The 18,199-nt window shown below is 67.3% G+C and carries 21 protein-coding genes and 1 pseudogene; 17 read left to right on the forward strand and 5 right to left on the reverse strand.

The features are described from left to right. Positions 1 to 4 precede the first annotated feature (4 nt). The 7 genes from HNP02_RS30520 (at position 5) to HNP02_RS30550 (ending at position 6,609) form a co-directional block, all read left to right on the forward strand. Complete coding sequence (locus HNP02_RS30520) at positions 5 to 817, forward strand: transporter substrate-binding domain-containing protein (RefSeq protein ID WP_184444371.1); 813 nt, start codon at positions 5 to 7, stop codon at positions 815 to 817. A gap of 162 nt (positions 818 to 979) precedes the next feature. Then, the gene (gene cysD / locus HNP02_RS30525; RefSeq protein ID WP_184444372.1) at positions 980 to 1,906 is read left to right on the forward strand and encodes a sulfate adenylyltransferase subunit CysD; all 927 of its coding nucleotides are present in this window, start codon (positions 980 to 982) and stop codon (positions 1,904 to 1,906) included. Continuing rightward, positions 1,869 to 3,791 (forward strand): sulfate adenylyltransferase subunit CysN, encoded by a 1,923-nt coding sequence (gene cysN / locus HNP02_RS30530; RefSeq protein ID WP_184444444.1) that lies wholly within the window; start codon positions 1,869 to 1,871, stop codon positions 3,789 to 3,791. The genes cysD and cysN overlap by 38 nt, the downstream gene beginning before the upstream one ends. A 47-nt stretch (positions 3,792 to 3,838) precedes the next feature. Beyond that, complete coding sequence (locus HNP02_RS30535) at positions 3,839 to 4,585, forward strand: 3'(2'),5'-bisphosphate nucleotidase CysQ (protein ID WP_184444445.1); 747 nt, start codon at positions 3,839 to 3,841, stop codon at positions 4,583 to 4,585. Positions 4,586 to 4,756: 171 nt separating this feature from the next. Further along, on the forward strand, positions 4,757 to 5,215 hold the full coding sequence (locus HNP02_RS30540; RefSeq protein ID WP_184444373.1) for a hypothetical protein: 459 nt from the start codon (positions 4,757 to 4,759) through the stop codon (positions 5,213 to 5,215). A gap of 21 nt (positions 5,216 to 5,236) precedes the next feature. Beyond that, positions 5,237 to 5,833 (forward strand): cysteine hydrolase family protein, encoded by a 597-nt coding sequence (locus tag HNP02_RS30545; RefSeq protein WP_184444374.1) that lies wholly within the window; start codon positions 5,237 to 5,239, stop codon positions 5,831 to 5,833. Between the two features lie 110 nt (positions 5,834 to 5,943). Next, positions 5,944 to 6,609 carry a pyridoxamine 5'-phosphate oxidase family protein gene (locus HNP02_RS30550; protein ID WP_184444375.1) on the forward strand — a complete coding sequence of 222 codons (666 nt, stop codon included), beginning with the start codon at positions 5,944 to 5,946 and terminating at the stop codon, positions 6,607 to 6,609. Here HNP02_RS30550 and HNP02_RS30555 read toward each other — a convergent pair. Next, on the reverse strand, positions 6,598 to 7,425 hold the full coding sequence (locus HNP02_RS30555) for a nitrilase-related carbon-nitrogen hydrolase (protein ID WP_184444376.1): 828 nt from the start codon (positions 7,423 to 7,425) through the stop codon (positions 6,598 to 6,600). The genes HNP02_RS30550 and HNP02_RS30555 overlap by 12 nt on opposite strands. A 99-nt stretch (positions 7,426 to 7,524) precedes the next feature. On the opposite strand from HNP02_RS30555, the gene HNP02_RS30560 reads away from it, so the two are divergent. Next, complete coding sequence (locus tag HNP02_RS30560) at positions 7,525 to 7,995, forward strand: RrF2 family transcriptional regulator (RefSeq protein ID WP_184444377.1); 471 nt, start codon at positions 7,525 to 7,527, stop codon at positions 7,993 to 7,995. A gap of 1 nt (position 7,996) precedes the next feature. Here the strand turns inward: HNP02_RS30560 and HNP02_RS30565 are convergent, their stop codons facing one another. Then, on the reverse strand, positions 7,997 to 8,629 hold the full coding sequence (locus HNP02_RS30565; protein WP_184444378.1) for a TetR/AcrR family transcriptional regulator C-terminal domain-containing protein: 633 nt from the start codon (positions 8,627 to 8,629) through the stop codon (positions 7,997 to 7,999). Between the two features lie 85 nt (positions 8,630 to 8,714). Here HNP02_RS30565 and HNP02_RS30570 point away from each other — a divergent pair, with 85 nt between their 5' ends. Together HNP02_RS30570 and HNP02_RS30575 are read left to right on the forward strand one after the other, a co-directional pair. Next, positions 8,715 to 9,629 (forward strand): alpha/beta hydrolase, encoded by a 915-nt coding sequence (locus HNP02_RS30570; protein ID WP_184444379.1) that lies wholly within the window; start codon positions 8,715 to 8,717, stop codon positions 9,627 to 9,629. Beyond that, on the forward strand, positions 9,616 to 10,275 hold the full coding sequence (locus tag HNP02_RS30575; RefSeq protein WP_184444380.1) for a maleylpyruvate isomerase family mycothiol-dependent enzyme: 660 nt from the start codon (positions 9,616 to 9,618) through the stop codon (positions 10,273 to 10,275). The genes HNP02_RS30570 and HNP02_RS30575 overlap by 14 nt, the downstream gene beginning before the upstream one ends. On the opposite strand, the gene HNP02_RS30580 is transcribed toward HNP02_RS30575, so the two are convergent. Next, positions 10,247 to 10,636, reverse strand: a complete 390-nt coding sequence (locus tag HNP02_RS30580) for a VOC family protein (protein ID WP_184444381.1) — start codon at positions 10,634 to 10,636, stop codon at positions 10,247 to 10,249. The two genes, HNP02_RS30575 and HNP02_RS30580, sit on opposite strands and share 29 nt — an antisense overlap. Before the next feature lie 54 nt (positions 10,637 to 10,690). On the opposite strand from HNP02_RS30580, the gene HNP02_RS30585 reads away from it, so the two are divergent. The 7 genes from HNP02_RS30585 (at position 10,691) to HNP02_RS30615 (ending at position 16,529) form a co-directional block, all read left to right on the forward strand. Then, entirely contained in the window at positions 10,691 to 11,233 is a 543-nt protein-coding gene (locus HNP02_RS30585) for a GNAT family N-acetyltransferase (protein WP_184444382.1), read from the forward strand. Then, on the forward strand, positions 11,233 to 12,249 hold the full coding sequence (locus HNP02_RS30590) for a nitronate monooxygenase (RefSeq protein ID WP_184444383.1): 1,017 nt from the start codon (positions 11,233 to 11,235) through the stop codon (positions 12,247 to 12,249). Before HNP02_RS30585 ends, HNP02_RS30590 begins: the two co-directional genes overlap by 1 nt. 51 nt (positions 12,250 to 12,300) lie before the next feature. Further along, positions 12,301 to 12,966 (forward strand): response regulator transcription factor, encoded by a 666-nt coding sequence (locus HNP02_RS30595; RefSeq protein WP_184444384.1) that lies wholly within the window; start codon positions 12,301 to 12,303, stop codon positions 12,964 to 12,966. Further along, positions 12,959 to 14,344 (forward strand): ATP-binding protein, encoded by a 1,386-nt coding sequence (locus tag HNP02_RS30600; protein WP_184444385.1) that lies wholly within the window; start codon positions 12,959 to 12,961, stop codon positions 14,342 to 14,344. The genes HNP02_RS30595 and HNP02_RS30600 overlap by 8 nt, the downstream gene beginning before the upstream one ends. Positions 14,345 to 14,364: 20 nt before the next feature. Next, positions 14,365 to 14,697: a PepSY domain-containing protein gene (locus tag HNP02_RS30605; RefSeq protein WP_184444386.1), complete on the forward strand. Its 333-nt coding sequence runs from the start codon at positions 14,365 to 14,367 to the stop codon at positions 14,695 to 14,697. An 8-nt stretch (positions 14,698 to 14,705) separates the two neighbouring features. Next, the gene (locus HNP02_RS30610; RefSeq protein ID WP_255507121.1) at positions 14,706 to 16,076 is read left to right on the forward strand and encodes a hypothetical protein; all 1,371 of its coding nucleotides are present in this window, start codon (positions 14,706 to 14,708) and stop codon (positions 16,074 to 16,076) included. Positions 16,077 to 16,229: 153 nt separating this feature from the next. Beyond that, complete coding sequence (locus HNP02_RS30615) at positions 16,230 to 16,529, forward strand: hypothetical protein (protein WP_184444387.1); 300 nt, start codon at positions 16,230 to 16,232, stop codon at positions 16,527 to 16,529. 161 nt (positions 16,530 to 16,690) lie between these two features. Here the strand turns inward: HNP02_RS30615 and HNP02_RS30620 are convergent. Next, positions 16,691 to 17,047, reverse strand: a pseudogene (locus tag HNP02_RS30620) (winged helix-turn-helix domain-containing protein); the annotation flags it as partial. 254 nt (positions 17,048 to 17,301) lie between these two features. Beyond that, entirely contained in the window at positions 17,302 to 18,195 is an 894-nt protein-coding gene (locus HNP02_RS30625; RefSeq protein ID WP_184444389.1) for a DUF4097 family beta strand repeat-containing protein, read from the reverse strand. Between the last annotated feature and the right edge of the window lie 4 nt (positions 18,196 to 18,199).

The raw sequence follows: 18,199 nt of genomic DNA on the forward strand, positions 1-18,199 counted from the left end.
GCGGATGAGGTCGATCCGGCTGGCCGTGTTCTCCGCGTTGGTTGTCGTGCTCGCTGCGGCGTGCAGCTCGACGACGACGTCGGCTCCCACGTCGCAGCCGACGGCCGGCCTGCAGCAAGTTCTGCAGCGCGGCACGGTCCGTGTCTGCAGCACCGGCGACTACCGCCCGTTCACCTATCGCGACGCAGCCGGCAATTGGAGCGGACTCGACATCGAGATGGCCCACGACATGGCCGCTCGGTTGGGAGTTCGGCTGGACCTGGTGCCGACGACATGGGCGAATTTGGTCGGCGATCTGGACACCAAGTGCGACGTCGCCATGGGCGGAATCAGCATCACGCTCAAGCGCGCCACGCAGGCCGTCTACAGCGCGCCCTACTTGCGTGATGGAAAAGCTGCCATCGTCCGGTGCGCGGACGCCTCGAAGTTCCAGACGCTCGGCGACATGGACCGGCCAGGTGTCCGAGTGGTGGTCAACCCCGGCGGCACCAATGCCGACTTCGACAAGGAGCACCTGCACAATGCGCAGATCGTGACCTATCCGGACAACAACACGATCTTCGGGCAACTCACCAGCAATGCGGCCGACGTCATGATCACCGACGCCAGCGAGATCCGCTGGGAGGCCAATCAAGACCGGCAACTGTGCGGCCAGAGTCTGGACCACCCGTTCACCTTCGAGCAGAAGGCCTATCTCGTTCCGCGGTCCGCGAGTGACCTGCAGCAGTGGATCAACCAGTGGCTCAACATCGCGCAGCACGATGGAACGTATGCGGCCCTGAGCCAGAAGTACCTCGGTGCGGTGATCGGGCCGTGAGCGACTTCCCGCGAGCAGTCACAAAGGGCCCTCATTTGGGCCGCTTCAGGGCCGTTTGCGTCTGCTCGCGCAGGTAGAACATTGACACCGTACTGCCCCGTTCGTTACATTCCTGGTCATGCTTGCAATTCTGGTCATATCTACCAACTTAGTGATGAAGTCATGACGGAGGTTCAGGTCGATCCGCAGGCGGCCCGCTACGAGCTGAGCCATCTGCGGTCGCTCGAGGCCGAGGCCATCCACATCATCCGCGAGGTCGCCGCCGAGTTCGAGCGGCCGGTCCTGCTGTTCTCCGGCGGCAAGGACTCGATCGTCATGTTGCACCTGGCCATCAAGGCGTTCCGGCCCGGCCGGCTGCCGTTCCCGGTCATGCACGTCGACACCGGCCACAACTTCGACGAAGTACTGCAGGCGCGCGACGAGTTGGTCGCCGAGTCGGGGGTGCGGCTCGTCGTCGCCAAGGTGCAGGACGACATCGATGCCGGCCGAGTGGTCGAGACCATCCCGTCGCGCAACCCGATGCAGACCTTCACGCTGCTGCGCGCCATCCGGGAGAACAAGTTCGACGCCGCATTCGGCGGCGCGCGCCGCGACGAGGAGAAGGCGCGGGCCAAGGAGCGGGTGTTCAGCTTCCGTGACGAGTTCGGTCAGTGGGACCCGAAGGTGCAGCGGCCCGAACTGTGGAACCTCTACAACGGCAGGCACCACAAGGGCGAGCACATCCGGGCGTTCCCGCTGTCCAACTGGACCGAGTTCGACATCTGGTCCTACATCGGCGCCGAGAAGATCAAGCTGCCGTCGATCTATTACGCCCACCAGCGCAAGGTGTTTCAGCGCGACGGCATGTTCCTGGCGGTGCACAAGTACCTGCAGCCGCGCAAGGACGAGGAGATCGTCGAGAAGACCGTGCGGTTCCGCACCGTCGGCGACGTCACGTGCACCGGTTGCGTCGAGTCGTCGGCGGGCACGGTGTCCGAGGTGATCGCCGAGACGGCCGTATCGCGGCTCACCGAGCGGGGCGCCACCCGCGCCGACGACAGGATTTCCGAGGCTGGCATGGAAGACCGCAAGCGAGAGGGCTATTTCTGATGAGCGCTTGCGCGAAGAAGAGAAAGCACAGTTGATGGCAACCTTATTGCGCATCGCCACCGCGGGCTCAGTGGACGACGGCAAGTCGACCCTGATCGGTCGGCTGCTCTTCGACTCCAAGGCCGTCATGGAGGACCAGCTGGCCGCGGTCGAGAAGACCTCCAAGGAGCGCGGGCACGACTACACCGACCTCGCCCTGGTGACCGACGGCCTGCGCGCCGAGCGTGAGCAGGGCATCACGATCGACGTCGCCTACCGCTACTTCGCAACGGCCAAGCGGAAATTCATCATCGCCGACACCCCAGGGCACACGCAGTACACCCGGAACATGGTGACCGGCACGTCGACGGCCCAACTGGCGATCGTGCTCGTCGACGCCCGACACGGATTGCTCGAACAGTCGCGTCGGCACGCCTTCCTGGCGTCCCTGCTGGGCATCCGCCACATCGTGCTTGCGGTCAACAAGATGGATCTGGTCGACTGGGACGAGGAGCGATTCGAGAAGATCCGCGACGACTTCCACGAATTCGCCGCACGGCTGGACATCCACGACGTGACGTCCATCCCGCTGTCGGCGCTCAACGGCGACAACGTGGTGACCAAGTCGGATCTCACCCCGTGGTACGAGGGCCCGGCACTGCTCACCCATCTCGAAGAGGTCTACATCGCCGGGGACCGAAACCTCGTCGACGTGCGCTTCCCGGTCCAGTACGTGATTCGGCCGCAGACCCGCGAGCACGCCGACCACCGCAGCTACGCGGGCACGGTGGCCAGCGGTGTCATGCGTCCCGGTGACGAGATCGTGGTTCTGCCAACGGGCAAGACCAGCCGCATCACCGTGATCGAGGGTCCGAGCGGTCAAGTCGCCGAGGCATTTCCGCCGATGGCGGTGTCGATCAGCCTGGCCGACGACATCGACATCTCCCGCGGCGACATGATCACGCGGGTCAACAACCAGCCGCACGCCACCCAGGACTTCGACGCCACCGTCTGCTGGATGGCCGACGAGACGGCGCTGGAGCCGGGCCGTGACTACGTCATCAAGCACACCACCCGCACGACGCGCGCCAAGGTGACCGCGCTGGACTACCGGCTCGACGTCAATACGCTGCACCGCGACAAGGGCGCTACGGCGTTGAAGCTCAACGAACTCGGACGTGTCACGCTGCGCACGCAGGTGCCGTTGTTACTCGACGAGTACTCGCGCAATGCCGCCACCGGATCGTTCATCCTGATCGACCCCGACACCAACGGCACCGTCGCTGCCGGCATGGTCCGCGACACGTCACCTGCCGCAGGTCGGACGGCGAGCCCCAATGCCATTCGGCACCAGAACCTCGTCACCGCGCAGGACCGCCTGTCGCGGGGGAGCACGGTGTGGTTCACCGGGCTTTCCGGTTCGGGTAAGTCGTCGGTGGCGATGCTGGTCGAGCAGAAGCTGCTCGAAAGCGGCCGTCCCGCTTACGTTCTCGACGGCGACAACCTGCGCCACGGGCTGAACGCCGACCTCGGTTTCTCGATGGCCGACCGCGCCGAGAACCTCCGCAGGCTGGCCCACATCGCCACGCTGCTCGCCGATTCCGGGCAGATCGTGCTGGTACCCGCCATCAGTCCACTCGCGGAGCACCGCGCATTGGCCCGCAAGGTGCACGCCGACCAGGGTTACGACTTCTTCGAGGTGTTCTGCGACACCCCGATTGAGGACTGCGAACGTCGTGATCCCAAGGGCCTCTACGCGAAGGCACGGGCGGGGGAGATCACCCACTTCACCGGTATCGACAGCCCGTATCAGCGGCCGAAGAAGCCGGACCTTCGCCTCACGCCGGATCAGTCGGTGGAGGCGCTGGCACAGCAGGTCGTCGACATGATCAGCGCGCCGCGGTGACCGGCGGGCAGTCCGCGCAAGCGCGGCTCCAGCGAAGCGACCGGGGGTTGGCCGCAGATCACGAGCTGGCGGCACGGCTGGCCACCGAGGCGGGTGAACTGCTGCTCGGCGTGCGCATCGAGTTCGCGGAAGCCACCGTCTCCGAGCGAAAGGACGCTGGAGACAGGCGCGCTCACGAATATCTGATGAAGGCCCTTGCTGCGGAACGCCCCGAGGACGCGGTGCTCTCCGAAGAGGCCTCCGAAGAAGAGAAGGCCAATTCGGCACGGCTGAGTGCCAACCGGGTGTGGATCGTCGACCCGCTCGACGGCACGCGTGAGTTCTCCGAACTCGGCCGCGAGGACTGGGCCGTACACGTCGCGCTGTGGGAAGCGGGCGAGTTGGTGGCAGGCGCCGTTGCGCTGCCCGCCCAAGGCGTCACCCTGGCCACCCCCGACGTCGCCGCGCCGCCCGCAGCGCCAGCCACCCCGCGGATCGTCGTCTCGCGCACCCGCCCACCCGCGGTGGCGCTGGCCGTCCGCGACGCTCTGGGCGGCACGCTCGTCGAAATGGGTTCGGCGGGAGCCAAAGTCTCCTCGGTCGTGCAGGGCATCTCCGATGTCTACGTGCACGCAGGCGGTCAGTACGAGTGGGACTCCGCGGCGCCGGTTGCCGTGGCCCGGGCCGCAGGTCTGTTCACCTCCCGCATCGACGGCTCGCCGTTGATCTACAACCAGGTAGACGTGTCGCTACCCGACCTCATCGTGTGCCGACCGGAGTTGGCCGAGGCGGTGTTGGCCGTCACCGCAGGCTAATTGCCGCATGGACCTGCCCTGCGACGGTGGCAGAATTTCGGTGGTGGGTTTCTACGATTGCACGTGCATGTTGACCGGCGTCAGCGTCGATCGGGTCGGCGCGCCTGCGGTGATCCTGCGGCACACGGCCACCGGGTATGAGCCGGTCGCGGCATCGAGGACTTGGTCTCCGTGATCGAACGGACCTGCTCGTGCTGGGAGCGCTACGGCAACTTCTATCCGCCATCGACCGTGCTCGACGGAGACGTCATCGTCTACGCGTTCATCGCGCAGCCCATCTGGGACGCCGTCGCCGGAAAAGCGTCGGCAGCCCCGACGCTCGAAGCGGATTTCCTCCGTGCGTTCGGTGCCAGCACGACGGCACGTGAGATCTACGACGGGCATCTGTCCGAGGTGGCCGAACAGGTGCGTCAGCTCGCGGCCGTCTCCGAGTTCGTCCGCGGGCACGAAATGCGTTGGGCGCCACCGGGTGGGCAAGAACAAAAGTATTGGATGCACAGCTACGATCAGAACAGCACGGAGGACTGGTTCGCGTTCATCGCGACTGCGCGGCTCGACTATAGCGGCGAACCGGCGATCCAGACGGCTCTCGACGTGTGCGCGGACATCGTTCGCAGATGGGCGGACTGAGCCCGCAGTACGCTCGACGACATGAGCAACCCGACGCTGCGTGCCCTGTCCGAGCTTCCTCTTGAGCCCGCGGCGCTGGCCGATTCGACGCTGGTCCTCATCGACTGCCAGAAGACCTATACCTACGGCGTCATGGAACTCGAGGGCGTGCAGGCCGCACTCGACGAGGCCGCGGTGTTGCTGGACCGGGCCCGCTCGGCGGGCATTCCGATCATCCATATTCAGCACTCCGACGGTCCGGGTTCGCTGTATGACGTCGACGGCGAGAGCGGCGCGATCGTCGCCAGGGTGGCGCCGCGCGACGGTGAACCCGTGGTGGTCAAGCAATACCCGAACTCGTTCGTGCAGACCGATCTCGAGGAGCGTCTCAAGGCGGTCGGCGCGTCGAATCTCGTCATCGCCGGCTTCATGACGCACATGTGCGTCAACTCGACCGCGCGGGGCGCCTTCAACCTCGGCTATGCGCCGACCGTGGTGGCCGCCGCAACCGCAACCCGGTCGCTGCCTGGCCTCGGCGGCGAATCGGTAGCTGCCGCGACCGTCCAGTCCGCAAGCCTGGCGGGCATCGCCGACCTGTTCGCCGTCGTGGTGCCCGACGCGGTTGCGATCCCGGACTGACGGCGCCCGACCTGCCTCACCAAGGCGCGCGCCATGACTGACCCTGAAAGTGCTGGTGGGGCCGGGATTTGGGGCTCAATCGGTCGCGTTGAACCGCAGTTCAAGGCATCATGACGAACATGAGTCAGCCCTCGACCCGCGTTACCCGGATCAGCGAGAAACAGGACACCTCACGCCCCCGGCTCGACGAACTCCTGGACAGCACGCCGCTGGCCACCGTCGCGCTGGTCCGCGATGGTCACCCGGTGATCTTCCCGACCGGGTTCGCCAGGATCGGCGACGAATTGGTGATCCACGGTTCGACGGGCTCGCCGTGGATGCGTGCGCTGGCCGCCGGTGCCCCAGCCGCGGTCTCGGTGACCACGCTGGACGGCGTCGTGGTGGCGCGTAGCTCATTCGAGTCGTCGTTCCAGTATCGAAGTGCCACCGTGTTCGGCGTCTTCGAGCAGGTCCCCGAGGCCGACAAGCTCGGCTACCTCGATACGGTGACCGAGAAGTTCATCCCTGGGCGCGTCGCCGAATTGCGTAAGAGCACGCGCAAGGAACTCGCCGCCACCCTGGCGTTGCGCATGCCGATCGGCGCCGACAGCTGGTCGCTGAAGATCAGCGACGGCTGGCCAGAGGACCCGGACGAGGACGTCGCGGGCGACGCCTGGGCGGGCGTCGTGCCGATGACGGTCAACTACGGCGAACCGCAGCCCGCACCGGACCTCACGCCGGGCATCGCGTTGCCTGGGTCGGTGCGTGCCATGACGGGCCGGCCCTCAGTCGAGTAGTGCGGTGCGGCGGTACAGGTCGGTTCGCCGGTCGCCGTGAACGTCGTTGTGCTCGTTGAACTTCTTCACCCTCGACTCGGCCAGGTCGACGTCGGCGGTGACGACGCCCGGCTTGCCGAACTCGGCGATGGCCAGCGGGTAGCCGTCGGCATCGATGATCACGCTGCCGCCGATCCAGTCAACGCCGCGTTCGACGCCAGCGCGGTCACACACCGCGATGGGCATCCGGTTCATGCCCGCGCCTGCCAGCGCGCGCACGACCTCGGTCGGCCGCTCGCCTTCCGGGCGGGGTAGCAGCGGCCAGTTGACCGGCGCGCACAGCAGGTCGGCGCCGGCCAGGGCCGCCACCCTGACCCACTCTGGGAACTCGACGTCGTAGCAGATCATCACGCCAATGCGGCCGTGCTCGGTGTCCACCAGCAACGGCAGGTCGTCGGCGCGGTCGAACACCGCGTTCTCCGCATCCCACAGGTGGGCCTTGCGATAGACGCCGCGCAACCCGGTTCTGTCGACGACCGCGGCGCTGTTGTAGACCTTGTCGCCCGCCGCTTCGGGGAATCCCGCGACGATCGTCAGGCCGAAGGCCGCTGCGAGATCGGCCCACTCGGTGACGGCGGGGCCGTCGCGGGTCTCGGCGAGGGACGCGAGTTCGGCGCGGTCGGCGAACACATAGCCCGACGACGCCAGTTCCGGCAGCACGACGATTTGTGCGCCGTCGCGGGCGGCTCCTTCGATCGCGGCGGAGGAGGTGGTGCGGTTTCCGGTGGTGTCGCCGATGTTCAGGGGGATCTGACAGCAGGTGACGCGTGTGGTCATGTGTTGATGGTGGTCTATCCGGCGCACAGGAGCGAAGAGACCCCGAGAATGGATCCGGCTTGCAGGGTTCGCGCAAAGGTCGGTGGCACAATGCGCCGTATGCGGATGTCGGCGAAGGCGGAGTACGCCATCCGTGCGATGGTCCAGCTGGCAACGGTTGACGAGGGCGTGCTGGTCAAGACCGACGACCTGGCCAAGGCGCAGGGCATCCCGCCACAGTTCCTCGTCGACATCCTCTCCGACCTGCGCACGGACCGGTTGGTGCGCAGCCACCGCGGTCGCGACGGCGGCTACGCTCTCGCCCAGCCCGCCGCCGACATCAGCATCGCCGACGTGATGCGCTGCATCGACGGCCCGCTGGCCAGCGTCCGCGACATCGCGCTCGGCGACCTGCCGTACTCCGGGCCCACCGCGGCGCTGACCGACGTGTGGCGCGCCCTGCGGGCCAGCATGCGATCAGTGCTCGAGGAGACGACGTTGGCCGACGTGGCGTTCGGGGAGTTACCCGAACACGTCAGCCGGCTGGCCGGCGATTACCTCGCGCAAGAGGAGAAGCGCGGGCACGGCTGATTCAGCGGCTGCGCAGCGCGATCCCGTCGAGCAGCATCCGAAGCCCACCGTCGAAGTCCTCCTCGACCGACGTCCGCATGGCGACCTTCGACAACGCCTCGATGTGCGGGTGCTGTTCGCCGGCGACCGCGCCGATCCGCGCGGCGGCATCCGTCGCGTCGGCCGATCGGCCACGCGCCAGCGGGCCCGCCAGCTCCGCCTGCGCCGCCCCGACGACGAAGCCCAGCACTGCGTGGAATGCGTAGAGCCGGTCCTCGTCCGCCAGCCCCGCTCGCTCCAAGGCGCCGACCAGCGCGTCGGCGATCGCGAAACCGGTGGCCGATGACATCCGGCGGGTCAGCACCAGCGGGATGGCGGCGGGGTGGGCGCGCACACCGCTCCACATCGCGGTCGCGATCGCGTGGACGTCGCGCTTCCAATCGGACGTTGGGGCGGGCACGGCGACGTCGGCGACCACGGCGGCGACGACGAGTTCCTCCAGCCCCTCCTTGTCGGCGACGTAGTTGTAGACGGTCATCGGCCCGGTTCCGAGCGCGGCGGCCAACGAACGCATGCTGAGCGCACCCAGTCCGGATTCGTCGACGATTCCCAAAGCCGCAGTGGCGATTTCGTCGACCGTGAATCGCGCTCTCACGTTTCCTCCCATGCGGGACCTTGACAAGTACAACGTACGTGATGCAGTGTAGCGAATACGTACACCGTACCTATCGAGGAGGGTCATGCCCGGCTCAGCATCCACGAAGATTCCGACCCATCGCGTCGACTTCCCGTCCGGCGGAACCACGTGCGCGGCATGGTTGACGTTGCCCGCCGGGGCAGGGCCGCACCCTGCCGTGGTGCTGGTCCACGGTCTCGGCGCGACGCACGACATGATGCTGGCGCAATACGAGCAGCACTTCGCGGCAGCGGGCATCGCGACGCTGGCGTTCGACTACCGCCACACCGGAGCCTCCGACGGGCAACCGCGACAACGCATCTCGATGCCCCGACAGCGGGCCGACGTCGCCGCGGCACTGGCCTACCTCGGCAAGCGGTCCGACGTCGACCCGGCACGGCTCGCGCTATGGGGGACCAGCCTCGGCGGCATGAACGTGGTCCGTGTGGCCGCCACCCGGCCCGACCTCGCGGCCGCCGTGATCCAGTGCCCGATCGTGCACGGGCCGGGTGCGGCACGCAGCCTTGGCATCTCGGGTCCACTGCGGCTGACCCCAGCCATCGTCGAGGACGCCGTGCGCGCAGTGACCCGCCGCGGCCGCAGGCACGTGCCCATCGTCGGCCCGCCGGGCAGCCTCGCGATGGTGACCGCGCCAGGAGCGGAGGCCGGCTGGAACTCCACCGTCCCGCCCGGCTGTGGCTTCGACAACCGGATCGCCGCGGCCGACGCGGTGGCGATGGTGACCACGTCGGCGTTGCGGTGCGCCCGCCGCGTCACCGCGCCGCTCCTAGTCTGCGTCTGCGACGAGGAGAACCTGATGAACCCGCGCTACGCGGCGCTGGTGGCGTGGCGTGCACCGAACGGGGTGGCCCGGCACTACGCGTCGGACCACTTCGCGATCTACCACCCGCCGCTGGTCAGTCGGGTGCTCGCCGACCAGACGGCCTTCCTCAAGGAGCACCTCGATGTCCAGTCGTGACTTGTTGCGTCCCAACGATCTTCGATTCCTGGACGTCGCGTCGACCCTGAGCCCCGACGAGTGGTCCGCACCGAGCCTGTGCGACGAATGGACGAATCACCAGGTGTTGGCGCACCTAGTCGTCGGGTACGGCGGAGGTCTTGGCCCTGTGGTGGCCGAGATGTACAGGCATGGCGGCTCGTTCGACGGCGCCAACACCACGCTTGCGTGCTCGTTGGCGCAGATGCGGTCGCCCGCCGAGCTGCTCGAGGACTTCTCGCGGCTGATCGACCAGCCCAAGGGCATCGGCCGGTTGCTGCCGCGACGGATGATGGTCGGCGATCACGTCACCCACGAACTCGACATCCTCTATGCGCTCGACCGTGAGCCCGCGATTGCCGAGGACGTGCTGATCGCCGTGCTGAACACGCAAGTGTCGCTTCCGAATCCGTTCGTCCCGGCGTACCGCAACAGCCGCGGTCTGAGGCTGTCCGCGACCGACGCGGACTGGACCCACGGCGTGGACGGGCCCCAGGTCAGTGGCCGCGCGGCCGACCTGGTGTCCGTGTTGGGGGATCGGCCCAGCGCGCTCGTACGACTGAACGGCGACGGCGTGACCCTGTTGGCGTCGCGGGTGCTCAGCCGCCGGACCCGTACGGCCGGGTGATGATCTCCAGGTAGTGCCCGGACGGGTCCTGGAAGTAGACCCCGCGGCCGCCGTCGTTGTCGTTGATCTCGCCGGGACGGGCGCCACGAGGGTCGGCCCAGTGCTCCTGCCCGCGTGAGTGGATGCGGCCGTAGATCGCATCGAATTCGGCTTCGGAGACCAGGAACGCGTAGTGCTGCGGATGGATGTCCGCGTCGTCGGGCGCCTGGGCGAAGTCGAGGCTGACGCCGTGATTGAGGGTCACCGCCAGGAAGTGTCCGAACTCCGCGGCAGGCGGAAGCCCGAAGAGCTCGGTGAAGTAGTCCGCTGATTCGCGACGGTCCTTGGCGGCCACGATGGTGTGGTTGAACGTGATGGCCATTCAATCGAGTCAACCACCTTCGACGCCGCGAGCACAGCACTGCAGGATGGAGCCATGGCGAACCACCCGGTCCGGCCGGCGACGCTGACAGGTGCGCGTGTCCGACTGCGTGCGCCGCACGTCGACGACGCGGAAGCGATGTTCGACGGGATGGCCTCCGACCCCGAAGTGTCGCGCTACATGTCCTGGACCCCGCACCGGGGAGTCGACGAGACCCGCCGCGTCATCACCAGGCTGTTCAACGTCGGCGCCGACCCGACGTGGATCATCGAAACCCGCGACAGCGGCGAATTCCTCGGCACCTGCGGTTGGCGCAGGCCTGCGCCGCACACGGTAGAACTTGGGTACTGCATCGGCCGCCGGTGGTGGCGGCAGGGAATCATGTCGGAGGTGGCCCAGCTGTTGATCGACGAGGCTCGGCGCGATCCGACCGTGTACCGGGTTTCGGCGTACTGCCACGTCGACAACCCGGGGTCGGCCGGAGTTCTCCGACGAAGCGGCCTCACCCTCGAAGGCCGCCTCGCGCGGTACGCGGTATTTCCCAATCTCGGTCCCGAACCGCAGGACTGCCTGATGTTTGGAAAGGCGGTGCGGTGATGGCCGGACTGGACCTGCGTGCACTGGACGTGCCGGTGATCGTCGCCCCCATGGCGGGCGGACCAACGACTCCCGAGCTCGCCGCCGCCGGGACCAACGCCGGCGGCCTCGGCTTCCTCGCCGCCGGTTACCTCAGCGCCGAGACTCTCGCCGAACGCATCACGGCCGCACGGGCACTCACGTCGGGTCCGCTCGGCGTGAACCTCTTCGTGGTGCGCTCGAGTGCCGCCCTGCCCTACGCGATCCACCGCTACGCGCAGGCCCTCGAGAGTGAATCCGCGCGCTACGACGCCCACCTCGGCGAACCCCGATACGACGACGACCAGTGGTCGGCGAAGCTCGAGGTGGTGATGGACCTCAAGCCCGAGGTGGTGTCGTTCACGTTCGGGCTGCCCGACGCCGCGGAGTGCGCGCGACTACGCGGCGCGGACATCACCACGGTCGGCACGATCACTACCCTCGCCGAGGCGGAGCTGGCCGTCGCCGTCGGCGTCGACGCAGTCGCGGCACAGGGTCCGGCGGCGGGCGGGCACCGCGGGACGCTCGACCCGTCGGCCACGCCGCCCACCCAGCCGCTCTCGCAGCTGCTCCGCGCGACGACCGTCCGCCTGGACGTGCCGGTGATCGCTGCGGGTGGGTTGATGACCGCCGTCGACGTCGCCGACGTATTGGCCTCCGGTGCGGTGGCCGCAAGCTTGGGAACCGCGTTCCTGCTCGCCGACGAAGCGGGCAGCAGCCCAGTGCACCGTGCGGCGCTGCAGGACCCGCAGTTCACCGAGACCGTCGTGACGCGGTCCTTCTCCGGGCGGTACGCGCGGGGCCTACGCAATCGCTTCATCGACGAGCACGATGCCGAGGCGCCGTTCGGCTATCCCGAGATCCACTACCTGACCAGCCCGCTGCGAGCCGCAGCGGTGCGGGCCGGCGATCCGCACGGCACCAACGTGTGGGCAGGCACCGGTTATCGGCAGGCCAAGGCGGCGTCGGTCGCCAAGATCATGTCGGGCCTGGCGTAGCCCCACGAATTCAGCCGCACGTCAGTTTCGGCCTGCGATCATTGCCCCACGATGCGTCTATTAGTGGTCGAAGACGAGCGACGGCTCGCCGCGGGCCTGCGAAAGGGACTCGAGGCGGAGGGTTTCGCCGTCGATGTCGCGCACAACGGCATCGACGGCATCTGGATGGCGCGGGAAAACCCTTTCGACGCAATCGTTCTCGATGTAATGCTGCCCGGCGCGAATGGATACCAGGTGTGTCGGACGCTCCGCAGCGACGGCAACTGGACCCCGATCCTGATGCTCACCGCCAAGGACGGGGTCGCCGAGGTTGTGGAGGGTCTGGACACCGGCGCCGACGACTACTTGGCCAAACCGTTCGCATACGCGGTGCTGGTCGCCCGGCTGCGGGCGTTGCTGCGGAGAGGCGCACGCCCCCGGCCCACGGTGCTCGAGGTCGGCGAATTGCGATTGGATCCGGCGGCACGTCGGGTGTGGTTGGGCGACAAGGAAATCGGATTCACCGCCCGCGAGTTCGCGGTCCTGGAGTTCCTGATCCGCCATCCCGGCGAGGTGCTTTCCAAGAAGGACATCCTCGACCACGTGTGGGACTTCGATTTCGACGGTGATCCCAACATCGTCGAGGTATACGTGCGACGGCTCCGGACGAAGCTGGACGAGCCGACGATCGAAACCATTCGGGGCGCCGGGTACCGGCTGGTCGCCGACCATGGGTGAGGTAGTTCGACGGATCCGCGCCCGGGTGGGCACGGTGCGGGCGGCCACCACGGTCGTGGCGACGATTGTCGTCGGTGTTGCGCTCGTCGCTGGGGCGGCGGTGCTTCTCATCGTGCTGCGCTACACGCTCGTCGACGAGGTCAAGGATCCCGCTCGCGCCCAGGCACTCGAAGTGGCGGGTCAGCTCGAATCGGGCCAGCCGCCGGTTCTGGAGGTTGCCGGCAGCGACGAGCAGCTTATTCAGGTGCTTGGCCCGGACGGCGCGGTGGTCGCGTCAAGCCGCAATGTCACCGGTCAACCCGCGGTGGCGCGGTTGCAGCCAGGCGAGTCCGCGCAGGTCCCCACGCCACTGGACAACGACGACTTTCTGGCCGTCGCCGAGGGCACACAGACTCCCCAAGGTCCGCGAACGGTGCTGGTGGCCCGTGCGCTGGTTGGCGTTTTCGAGACCACCACGCTGGTCACCGGTCTGCTGTTGGTCGGATTGCCGGTTCTGCTGGTGGTGGTGGCGGTCACCACCTGGGCGATGGTGGGCCGCGCGCTCGCCCCGGTCGAGGCGATCCGACGCGAGGTCGACGAGATCTCCGCCGCACAACTGCACAGGCGGGTTCCGCAGCCGGACGTCGACGATGAGATCGGACGGCTGGCCGCAACGATGAACCGCATGCTGGCCCGGCTGGAAGAAGCCCGAAACAGTCAGCGGCGCTTCGTTTCCGACGCATCGCACGAGCTGCGCTCGCCCATCACCACGATCCGCCAGCATGCCGAGGTCGCCCTCGCACATCCGGACAGAATCACCACGACCGAACTGGCCGACGTGGTGCTGGCCGAGGAACTCCGGATACAACGACTGGTCGAGGACCTGCTGGTCCTGGCTCGGGCCGACGAACACGTCCCGCCGCAACGTGCGCCCGTCGACCTCGACGACCTGGCGTTCGAGGAGGCCCGGCGCCTGCGGTCCACCACCTCGTTGCAGGTCGACACGTCGGCTGTGGGGGCGGCGCGAGTACACGGGGACGTCGATGCGTTGCGACGGGTGTTGCGCAACCTCGGCGAGAACGCCGCCAGGCACGCCGCGACCCGGGTCGACATCACCCTCGCCGATCGCGGCGGCGACGTGGTGTTGACGGTCGGCGACGACGGGCCGGGGATTCCCGAGGCCGAAAGACAACGGGTGCTGAAGCGGTTCGTTCGGCTCGACGAAGCGCGGTCCCGCGACGACGGTGGCAGCGGTCTGGGTTTGGCCATCGTCGACGAGGTCGTCCGGGCGCACGGCGGCTCGGTATCGATTTCTCGATCGCCACTCGGCGGGGCGCGCGTCGGAGTGACATTTCCCCGCCGACAACGGCTGACTTCGGTTCAGGCTGCGGTCAGGTAAGCCAGGGCAGCATCGCCGCCATGAATCTCAAAAAGATCGGAATTGCCGCAGCGACTGGGGTCGCCGCGGTCGCGATCGGGACCGGTATCGCGGCGGCACAACCCGACGACGGCGAGGGAACGCCGATCACCGGCGATGCGCTGGCCAAGGCCAGCCAGGCCGCGTTGGCATTCACGGGCGGCGGCAACGTGACCGGCACCGAGGTTGGCGACGAGGAGAGCCTCTACCAGGTGGAGGTCACTCTGGGTGACGGTAGCCAGGTCGACGTTCAGCTCGACCAGAACTTCGTGGTGGTCGGCAACAAGACCGACGGGCCGGGTGCAGACACCGAGCCCGACGGCGACGGCAACTAGGGCCGACTGTGAATGCCACCGCCGGTCGTCGCCTGGCCACGATGTTGATCTGCGCGCCAATCGTCGTCGCGCTGGATGCCGGATGTGGCAAGGACTCTTCCCACAGCCCGTCCACCCCGCCCGCCGTGGAATGCATCAATGTGGTCGACGAATCCGGGAAGAAGACCGACGAGTGCCTGCCCATCGCGCCGGGCGGTGACCGGGTCGACCTCGTGACACCGGTGTTCAGCAAGCCGATCCCGATCACCAACCCACTGCATCCGACCAGCGAGGTCAAGCAGGTGATCATGGGCGGTCAGGTCGACGGCAAGCCGTTTCGCACCGAGGTGACCCTGTTGCCAGGGACCAAGCCGCTCCAGCGGCGTGGACAAACGGTCGACACCGCGATCATCCAGTACGTCGCCTACTCGGACGGTCGCATCCACGAGGTGGCGATCGACTCGTACGCGCAGGCCGACGACGGCTCGGTGTGGTACTTCGGTGAGGATGTCTCCAACTTCGAGGACGGCAAGGTGGCCGATACCAAGGGAACGTGGGTGGCCAGCGACAAGACACCGGCCGCGATGATCATGCCGGCCATGCCGGCCGTCGGGAACATCTACCGCCCGGAGAACGCGCCGGAGGTCGTGTTCGAGGAGGTGCGTGTCCAGAAGGTCAACCAGACCGTCGCCGGCCCAAGCGGAAACATCAGTGGGGCAATCGAAGTCATGGAATTGCACATGGACGGGACGCGTGAGGGAAAGGTCTTCGCTCCCGGGTACGGCGAATTCTCCACCGGAAGCCCAGGTGGCGAACTGGAAGCGGTGTCGCTGGCGGTGCCGACCGACAGCAGGCAAGGGCCTGCTCCCGCGGAATTCGGCGCGCTGTCCGCGGCCACCGCAAGGGTTTTCGAGGCGACGGCGTCCGTGGGCGGTGATGACGTGAAGCAAGCCGCCTCGGCGTTGGGTCGCGCTTGGGAAGGGGTGCTTTCCAAGGGGATTCCCCCGCAGATGGCGTCACAGATGAAGGCCGACATCGAGGCGCTCAACGGCGCCACCAATGAGGGGTCGGCGCAGGCGGCCGCGCTGCGCATCGCCCAGAATGAGCTCGACCTGCGCCTGCTGTACCAGCGGGTGATCGACGTGGATCTGGCCAAGCTGGCCCTGTGGGCGCGTGAGCTTCCCGTCGACGTCGCAGCAGACGATGCGGGTTTCCTGCTGGCCGACGTGGCGGCATTGGACCGGGTGTGGGAGCGCACCCGGCACGGGGTGCAGGCACCCGAGGTCGTTGACGGCGCGATGCAGGAGTTGCGGCAGGCGGCCGACGCCGAGGATCTTTCCGCGGTGGACCGCGCCGCGACCGCGCTGACCCAAGCCGTCGACGGACTGCGTGCTCGCTGACCGTTTCTTTGGCGACTTGTCACATGCCTCAATTCGTTATCTTTGCGTTCTCTATGAGAACCAGGAATGTGCTTGGAACTGCATTATTCTGGAGGTGTCGAATTCATTGGGAAGCGGAGCGGATTCCGCGGACACTAAAGGAGATTTACGGGGATGAAGAGATATACGTTTTCCGCGCTCGCCGCGGGTGCGATGGCTGCCTCGGTGCTTGGGCTGGCGGGCGTCGCCGCCGCGGCGCCCGGGGGTCCGTCGAAGGTCGACGACATGGTGCGAACGCTCGAGTCCAGCGGTTACCACGTGATCGTGAACCGGTCTGGAGCTGCGCCGTTGGCGACGTGCACGGTGACGTCGGTCCGGCAGGGTCAGACCTTCAGCACCGTCGACTCGCGCGGGGGCGGGTCGCCGAACGAGACGATTCTGGCGAAGACCGTGCTCGTCGACGTGGCGTGCTGACGCGGTCGGGGTGCATTGATTTGCGACGGGAGTGTGGCGTGATAAACGACGCCACACTCCCGTATTGGTATGGCCAGGAATGCTCATTAAAAATTGCGAAATGATTCGCGCGCGATGAATGAACTCGCGCCGAGAAATTGCGCCTCGGGCCCGCATCCCGCTTATTCAGCGGAGCGCAACAGATACCCCACACCGCGCACGGTATGAATCATGGGCGCGCGCCCGGCATCGACCTTTTTCCTCAAGTACGAGACGTAGAGGTCGACGATGCCCGACCGGCCACCGAAGTCGTAGTTCCAGACCCTGGCGAGGATCTCCTTGCGGCTCACCGCCCGCCCCTGGTGGAGCATGAGGTAGCGCAACAGCTCGAACTCCGTGGAGGTCAACGAGATCGACGATCCGGCCCGCGTCACGGTCCGACTGGCGTCGTCCAGGACGAGATCACCGACGGTGACTGGCTCGTCACGCGCAGGGGTTGGGTAGGCCGACCGGCACAACACGCTCCGCAACTGCGCGACGATGTGGTCGAATTCCGCCGCGTGGTGTGCGACATCGATTCCCCAGCCCTCGTCACGCAGCGCCATCCGAATCAGGTTGGACAGGTCGCGCTCGTCGTCGGCGGGCAGCGTTCTTGGCAGCTCACCAAGGACGGCCTGCCGTCGAGTCGAACCGCTGACCTGCGGTGTCGTCATCTTCACAGTCTCTCCACCCTCGTGCGATCGCTCAACGGATTCATAGACGGCTCACATGTCGGCGGCGACGACCGTCGGGGTCAGCTGTGACCCAGCGTGGTCACGACCACGTTGCCGTCTTCGGACCGTGCGGTGACCAGCGCCGCCGCGTCGTCGGGGTCGTTCGTCTGAGGTACCTGGACCTCCGTCGACCCGTCTCCGTAGTCGGTGTTCGCATCGACCAGGTAGGGGCCGTGCGGCGGGAGCGCGATGGTGACGTCACCGTCTCGGCTGGTCACGTCGACGGTCTTTGGTGCGGCGTTCTTGAAGTCCACGGAGATGTCGCCGTCGGAGGTGGTGGCGCTGAACGATTCGGTGACCGAGATCGGTTCTTTAGTGATCACCGATCCGTCCTGGCTGGTGATCTCGATGCGCCGGGCCGAGCCGCTCAGCATGATGGCCCCATCGGTCGTTCGGGCGACCAACTGATCCAGGTCCGCCTGGGCCATCACCACGCCGTCCTCCTGTTGCACGGTGACCGACAGCTTTCGCGCCAGATCGGGCGGCAGTGTCACGGTGAGCTCGCCCGCGCGATTCCAGTCCATGAACTTGCCGGACTGCGATGCGACGGTCACGCGGGTGCCGCCCGGCTCGTTGGTGACCGACACCGCTGCACCTGGTGACTGTCGCGAGTCGACCTGGCGGAGGTCCACCCGCGGTTCGGCTGCCGCACGGTCGGCCACGATGCGCACCAGCGTCGTGGAGTCGGCGGTGTCGACGGTCAGCGACTTCATGGCGGCGGGCAGGGGCTGGGTGTCGGTGGTCATGCGCAGCGCGCTCAGGCCGAACGCCGCAACGGCCAGGCTGCTTACCGTTCCGATCAGCAGCACCGCGGCAGCCGCGACGAGCAGGACCCGCACCGCGGTGCGGCTGCCGGGGGTCAGCGGTGGCGGAGCTGCTGGGGCGGGTGGGGGAGGAGCGATGGTGGTCGTCACGATG

This window comes from Mycobacterium sp. AZCC_0083 (assembly GCF_014202335.1).
Classification (GTDB): domain Bacteria; phylum Actinomycetota; class Actinomycetes; order Mycobacteriales; family Mycobacteriaceae; genus Mycobacterium.

What these genes read in the sequence shown, in the direction of transcription:
- HNP02_RS30520 (WP_184444371.1), top strand. Translation starts at nt 5, where the DNA reads ATGAGGTCGATCCGGCTGGCCGTGTTCTCCGCGTTGGTTGTCGTGCTC.
- cysD (WP_184444372.1), top strand. Translation starts at nt 980, where the DNA reads ATGACGGAGGTTCAGGTCGATCCGCAGGCGGCCCGCTACGAGCTGAGC.
- HNP02_RS30545 (WP_184444374.1), top strand. Translation starts at nt 5,237, where the DNA reads ATGAGCAACCCGACGCTGCGTGCCCTGTCCGAGCTTCCTCTTGAGCCC.
- HNP02_RS30550 (WP_184444375.1), top strand. Translation starts at nt 5,944, where the DNA reads ATGACGAACATGAGTCAGCCCTCGACCCGCGTTACCCGGATCAGCGAG.
- HNP02_RS30555 (WP_184444376.1), bottom strand. Translation starts at nt 7,425, where the DNA reads ATGACCACACGCGTCACCTGCTGTCAGATCCCCCTGAACATCGGCGAC.
- HNP02_RS30560 (WP_184444377.1), top strand. Translation starts at nt 7,525, where the DNA reads ATGCGGATGTCGGCGAAGGCGGAGTACGCCATCCGTGCGATGGTCCAG.
- HNP02_RS30570 (WP_184444379.1), top strand. Translation starts at nt 8,715, where the DNA reads ATGCCCGGCTCAGCATCCACGAAGATTCCGACCCATCGCGTCGACTTC.
- HNP02_RS30575 (WP_184444380.1), top strand. Translation starts at nt 9,616, where the DNA reads ATGTCCAGTCGTGACTTGTTGCGTCCCAACGATCTTCGATTCCTGGAC.
- HNP02_RS30580 (WP_184444381.1), bottom strand. Translation starts at nt 10,636, where the DNA reads ATGGCCATCACGTTCAACCACACCATCGTGGCCGCCAAGGACCGTCGC.
- HNP02_RS30585 (WP_184444382.1), top strand. Translation starts at nt 10,691, where the DNA reads ATGGCGAACCACCCGGTCCGGCCGGCGACGCTGACAGGTGCGCGTGTC.
- HNP02_RS30590 (WP_184444383.1), top strand. Translation starts at nt 11,233, where the DNA reads ATGGCCGGACTGGACCTGCGTGCACTGGACGTGCCGGTGATCGTCGCC.
- HNP02_RS30595 (WP_184444384.1), top strand. Translation starts at nt 12,301, where the DNA reads ATGCGTCTATTAGTGGTCGAAGACGAGCGACGGCTCGCCGCGGGCCTG.
- HNP02_RS30600 (WP_184444385.1), top strand. Translation starts at nt 12,959, where the DNA reads ATGGGTGAGGTAGTTCGACGGATCCGCGCCCGGGTGGGCACGGTGCGG.
- HNP02_RS30605 (WP_184444386.1), top strand. Translation starts at nt 14,365, where the DNA reads ATGAATCTCAAAAAGATCGGAATTGCCGCAGCGACTGGGGTCGCCGCG.
- HNP02_RS30615 (WP_184444387.1), top strand. Translation starts at nt 16,230, where the DNA reads ATGAAGAGATATACGTTTTCCGCGCTCGCCGCGGGTGCGATGGCTGCC.